Below are 5,619 nucleotides of genomic sequence, written 5' to 3'. Positions count from 1 at the left end.
CGAATTTCTGATAATTTCCATTTCAGGAAGAAAAGCGGATATACATGAACGTAGCGCCGGATAGAATAAAAGCCGGCAGAATAACGTTTATGGATATATCCGCTTTTTCTGTTTAAAGGCAACAGGTTCACAGTTAGCCGCTTTTCCTTAGCTTTGCAGAAATTTTAATATATGGAGCTTATACCGGCAGCAGTGGAAGCCTACGCAGAAAAATACAGCAGTCAGGAAAGTGAACTGATGTACCAACTGAACAGGGAAACACATCTGAAGGTAGAACAGCCGCATATGTTAAGCGGACAGGTACAGGGACAATTTCTCCGTATGGTAAGCCATATGATCCGTCCCCGCCGTATCCTGGAGCTTGGTACTTATACCGGCTATTCGGCTATTTGCCTGGCAGCCGGTCTCATACCCGGTGGGATATTGCACACCGTAGATATCAACGAAGAACTGGAAACCCTTTGTCGGCAGTATTTCTCGGCAAGCGGGAATGCAGACAACATAAAAATGCATATCGGCAAAGCGGCTGATGTTATTGAACAACTGGATGAAGTATTCGACCTGGTGTTTATTGACGCGGACAAATCCGGATATGAACAGTATTACGACCTGGTTTGGGATAAACTGCGTCCTGGCGGTTTTATCCTGGCAGACAACGTATTGTATCACGGCCAGGTGCTGGCGCCTGAAAATGAACAGGGCCGCCAGGCAAAGGCCATGGTGAGCTTTTGTGAAAAAGTGCTGGCAGATGATCGCGCCGAACAGGTATTAATTACCATCCGGGATGGTGTACTGCTGATCAGGAAGAAATAAAACGCCCATTAAATCCGAACATACATGCAAGTAAGAAAATTCTTATTGGTAGTCAGTTTTCTTATTGGCTTCGTTACCGTACTGCACGCACAGAACATCACAACGCAGCAGTATATCGCCACCTATAAAAACTTAGCCATTGAGGAAATGCGCCGTTCAGGCGTGCCTGCCGCCATCAAACTGGCGCAGGGGATTATAGAAACACAGTCCGGCAACGGCACCCTGTGTTTGCAGTCGAATAACCACTTCGGTATTAAATGTAAAAATACCTGGACCGGCAAAACGATTAAGTACGATGATGATGCCGCCCAGGAATGCTTCCGTGTATACGAATCCGCCAAAGATTCCTACCGCGACCATTCCGATTTCCTGCATGCCAACCCACGCTATGCTTTCCTCTTCCAGTTCGATGGAGAAGATTATAAATCATGGGCATATGGCCTGAAACAGGCCGGGTATGCCACCAATAAAACCTATCCGCAGCAGCTGATCAAAGTAATAGAAGATTACAACCTCCAGCAATACACGCTGATTGCCATGGGCAAAGATCCGTCTAACGGCGGTGCTGCTTCCGATGGTACCATGTACGCGGAAGTAACCGAAAAAGAAACCAGGACATCTCCCGGAAGAAAAAATCATAACACCACTGCCACTACCGGGCAAACCCGCAGTTATCCCAAAGGGATTTTTGAAATCAACGGCCGCAAAGCAGTATATGTAAAGGCCGGCAGCTCCCTGATCCAGGTAGCCGACCAGCGTAATATGCGCCTCCGCAAACTGGTGCGCTTCAACGACCTGGAGAATGATAATCCGCCTGCAAAAGACATGATCATCTTCTTACAAAAGAAAAGCAAAAAGGGAAATAAGGAATTTCATAATGTAGTGAACGGCGAAACCATGCACGATGTAGCCCAGGCAGAAGGGGTACAGTTAAGATGGCTGCGCCGCCGCAATAAAATGAATGAAGGCGAAGAACCAGCTGCCGGTCAGCGGTTAACGCTCGATGGCTTTGCTTCGGCTGCACCACGATTGGCTAAAAACACCCGGGTGCTGAAGGAAGAAGACCAGGAGCCGCCTGAAGATTTTTCTCCGCGCAAAGCGATTGATGGCATTAAAGAAGAAGTAGCTAAAAATACAACCGGCGGAACCGCTGTACCGGAAACAAAACCTGCCCCGCAGGGTGGCGTACCGGTGGCTATGATAGAAGACCTGAAGAAAGCAGGCCAGGTAACCACCTCCGGCGGCACTGGCGCACCAAGGGCATCTATGCCGCAAACCGCTTCCCGCCCCGCTCCGGCTACACCGGCGCCCGTACAGAAATCCGGTATACAATACCACGATGTGCAGCCAAAGGAAACCTTGTATGGTATTGCCAAAATGTACAACAGGTCGGTAAGCCAGCTGCAGGAATGGAATAACCTGCAGGGATCTGATATTAAAATCGGCCAGCGTTTGCTGGTAAATAAATAAGCAGCGATCTTTTTTTGCTGATGATTGTTAAATAAGGAAATGCAGAAGTATTATGTCGGTGATTAAAGTGCATGACAAAGAGTTCCAACCCTATATTGATGAAGCGGCATTGCAGCAGCGGGTAAAGGAAATGGCGGAACAGATCAATAAAGACCTGCAGGGAGAGCGACCGTTATTTATAGCTATCCTCAACGGCTCATTTATGTTTGCCGCAGATGTGTTTAAATACCTCACCATTGAGGCGGAGATCTCTTTTATTAAACTCGCGTCTTATAAAGGCACCAAATCTACCGGCAACGTGGTGCAGGCCATCGGGCTGGATGAAGATCTTTTCGGCCGTACCGTGGTGATCCTGGAAGATATTGTGGATACCGGCAGAACGCTGAGCCAGTTCCTGCCCCAGCTGGAACACCAGCAGCCCAAAAAATTACTGGTAGCCTCCCTGCTCACAAAACCGGAGGCGATGGTACATCCCATCAAAATTGATTACCTGGGCTTTTCCGTTCCCAATAAGTTCCTCCTGGGATATGGCCTCGATTATGATGGCCTGGGCCGGAACCTGCCAGCTATTTACCAGCTGGTGGAAGCAGGGCAGTAATTATTTTTTCCGGGCGCTTGCCCGGAAAAAATCTTAACTTAATACATGCTCAAGTACCTTTTACTCTTTCTTTTCTGGGGTGGAGGGCTGCAGGCGCAAACAATCTGGGTGTCGGGAGCGGTAGAAGACAGTTTATCCCACCGCCCCATTGCAGGAGTACAGGTGAAGGTGATGGATGACACAGTCCATGTAGTCACAAACGCTTTCGGTCTTTTTAAAGTCACTATCCCCACGGCATCTGCCACGTTATTGCTCACACAGAACGGTTATCAGCCGAAACAGGTAACAGTGCGCAAATACGACAGGCTGTTAATAACGCTGTCGCCACTACGAAAAGATGCGGACCCTGTAGCGCTTGCCAAAGCCCGTTCAAAATTGCAGCATAACAGTAATCCCAATTACGGTAATACCGGTATGGGCACCCACGCTTTTTACAACGAAACTTACGGCGCTACCTACGAGAATAAATTTGTGCCGGTTGGCACCCACCCGGTGTCGGCCTTTGCGCTGGATGTGGACCGCGCGGCCTACAGTAATATCCGCCGTTTCCTGCGGCTGAAAGAACCGGTGCCCGTAGATGCAGTCCGCATCGAGGAAATGATCAATTATTTTCATTACGATTACCCGTTACCGTTAGCCGGTCAAACGATGGCGCTGTATAGTAGTTATACCACCTGCCCCTGGGAAAACACCCATCGCCTGCTACAGGTGGCCATCAGGGCGCGGGCGCTGGAAACAGACAGCTTCCCCGCCAGCAACCTGGTTTTCCTGCTGGATGTATCGGGTTCTATGGGCACGCCCAATAAGCTGCCGTTATTACAAGCCGCCTTCCGTATCCTGGTCAATAACCTCCGCCCGGTAGATAAAGTGGCGATAGTGGCCTATGCCGGCGAACCCGGTGTTATTTTGCCTGCTACTCCCGGCGATCAGAAAGAAAAGATCCTTAATGCGATAGATAACCTCAGCGCCGGCGGCGCCACTGCCGGGGAAGCCGCTATAAAGCTGGCTTACCGGATCGCATCCGAGCAATATATTCCCGGAGGTAACAACCGCGTGATACTGGCCACCGATGGCGATTTTAACGTAGGACTCAGCAGTGATGATGAAATGGAACAGCTTATCATTGAGCAGAAGGAAAGCGGCGTGTTGCTTACCTGCCTGGGTTTTGGTATGGGCAATTATAAGGATTCAAAGCTGCAGTCTTTGTCCAGTAAAGGGAATGGTAATTTTGCTTATATAGATGACCTGGAAGAAGCCAATAAGATATTTGCCCGTGAATTTGGCAGCACCCTGTTCACCATTGCCCGTGATGTGCAGTCGGAGGTATGGTTTAACCCTGCGCTTGTAAAATCGTACCGGCTTATTGGTTATGAGAACAAGGTACTCCCGGCCGATACCTCGGTGAAAGGGGAGTTCAGTGGTGGTATCATTGGCAGCGGGCACTGTTCCGTGGCCCTGTATGAAATTGCTCCTGTGGCGCAACCCGTTACAGAAGATACCCTACTGGCCAAAGTGAAAATTTCCTGGCGTGATCCGCAGGATACAGTGGTACAGCATTTAACGGGCGTTATTCCCGCAGCCCTGGAAAGTTTTGACAAGGCATCCGACGATTGCCGCTTTGCCGCCGCCGTTGCTTTATTCGGGATGGTATTGCGCAAGTCGGCCTACTGCGGTAAGGGCAATGCGGAAATGGTGAACAATATTGCGCGTCATGCATTGGGGCCCGACAAAGGCAACTACCGCCAGGAGTTTTTGAAGATGATAAAAATGCTGCGTAAAGGGAAGCATTGATCCTTTTATTTTATTAACCGGTAGCATTTCCTGATCATCTTCTGCTGGAAATCAAAAGGCAAGGTTTGATTGGTAATATCCTTAATGCTGGAAGCGTTGATCTTATCTGCTTCCAGTATAAACCTGCGATAGTTATTGCTGAAATAAACAACCCCGTCTTTTTTTGTAGCCAGCAACACTTTATTAAGCATATCTGCATGATCCCGTTGTACATCGAGGAAATCCTTCATCCGCTTGCTGTTGGAAAAGGTGGGAGGATCTATGATCACGAGGTCGTAGGTATTGAGTTTGAGGGTATCGAGGTATTGTAATACATCGGCATGCACAAAAGTATGTTTGGGGTGATCGAACCCGTTCAGTTTCATATTTTCTTCCGCCCAGGCCAGGTAGGTTTTGGAAAGATCTACAGAGGTCACTTCCGTGGCGCCGCCGGCAGCAGCATATACGGAGAAGGAACCGGTATAGCAGAAAAGGTTCAGCACCTTTTTATCTTTTGCTTCTTCCCTCACCATGCCACGGGTAATACGGTGATCGAGGAACAGGCCGGTGTCGAGATAATCTGAAAGGTTTACTTTAAATTGAAGACCCGCTTCATGTGCCGTCATGATATGGCTTTCCAGGCTTAGTTTTTCGTATTGGCTTTTCCTGTTTTCTTTGCGCTGCCGTTGTTTTACCCATATTTTATTGGGGGCTACCTCCAGTACTTTGCTGATCAGCTCCAGGCAGGTATCGAGCCATTCTTCATGGGCATCTTCCTCCATGCCGTGTTTGCGGTGGTATTCTGCAATGTAAACATGGTCTTCATATATTTCTATACTAAAGGGAAATTCGGGAATATCATCATCATAAACCCGGTAGCAGGTGATGTTTTGTCGCCTGGCCAGTTTGGAAGTATGCCGGAAAACTTTCGTCAGCCGGTTTTCGAACATCTGCATTTTTTGTTCCAT

At 48.6% G+C, this 5,619-nt stretch carries 5 protein-coding genes; 4 read left to right on the top strand and 1 reads right to left on the bottom strand.

Features of this window, described 5'->3' with window-relative positions:
• Positions 1–171 precede the first annotated feature (171 nt).
• The 4 genes from VN105_RS19435 to VN105_RS19420 are packed head-to-tail and all read left to right on the top strand — an operon-like array spanning position 172 to position 4,672.
• Entirely contained in the window at positions 172–813 is a 642-nt protein-coding gene (locus VN105_RS19435; RefSeq protein WP_325643268.1) for an O-methyltransferase, read from the top strand.
• 24 nt (positions 814–837) lie between these two features.
• Positions 838–2,283: a glucosaminidase domain-containing protein gene (locus VN105_RS19430; protein WP_325643266.1), complete on the top strand. Its 1,446-nt coding sequence runs from the start codon at positions 838–840 to the stop codon at positions 2,281–2,283.
• 52 nt (positions 2,284–2,335) lie between these two features.
• Positions 2,336–2,881: a hypoxanthine phosphoribosyltransferase gene (hpt, locus tag VN105_RS19425; protein ID WP_325643264.1), complete on the top strand. Its 546-nt coding sequence runs from the start codon at positions 2,336–2,338 to the stop codon at positions 2,879–2,881.
• Positions 2,882–2,926: 45 nt separating this feature from the next.
• Positions 2,927–4,672, top strand: a complete 1,746-nt coding sequence (locus tag VN105_RS19420) for a YfbK domain-containing protein (RefSeq protein ID WP_325643262.1) — start codon at positions 2,927–2,929, stop codon at positions 4,670–4,672.
• 5 nt (positions 4,673–4,677) lie between these two features.
• Here VN105_RS19420 and VN105_RS19415 read toward each other — a convergent pair whose 3' ends face one another.
• Positions 4,678–5,619, bottom strand: coding sequence for a class I SAM-dependent methyltransferase (locus tag VN105_RS19415; protein WP_325643260.1), 942 nt, complete (start codon positions 5,617–5,619; stop codon positions 4,678–4,680).

The sequence above is a fragment of the Chitinophaga sp. genome (assembly GCF_035564935.1).
Lineage (GTDB): Bacteria > Bacteroidota > Bacteroidia > Chitinophagales > Chitinophagaceae > Chitinophaga.
Note: the sequence above shows the minus strand (reverse complement) of the source record. Positions and strands in the feature narration are given on the sequence as shown.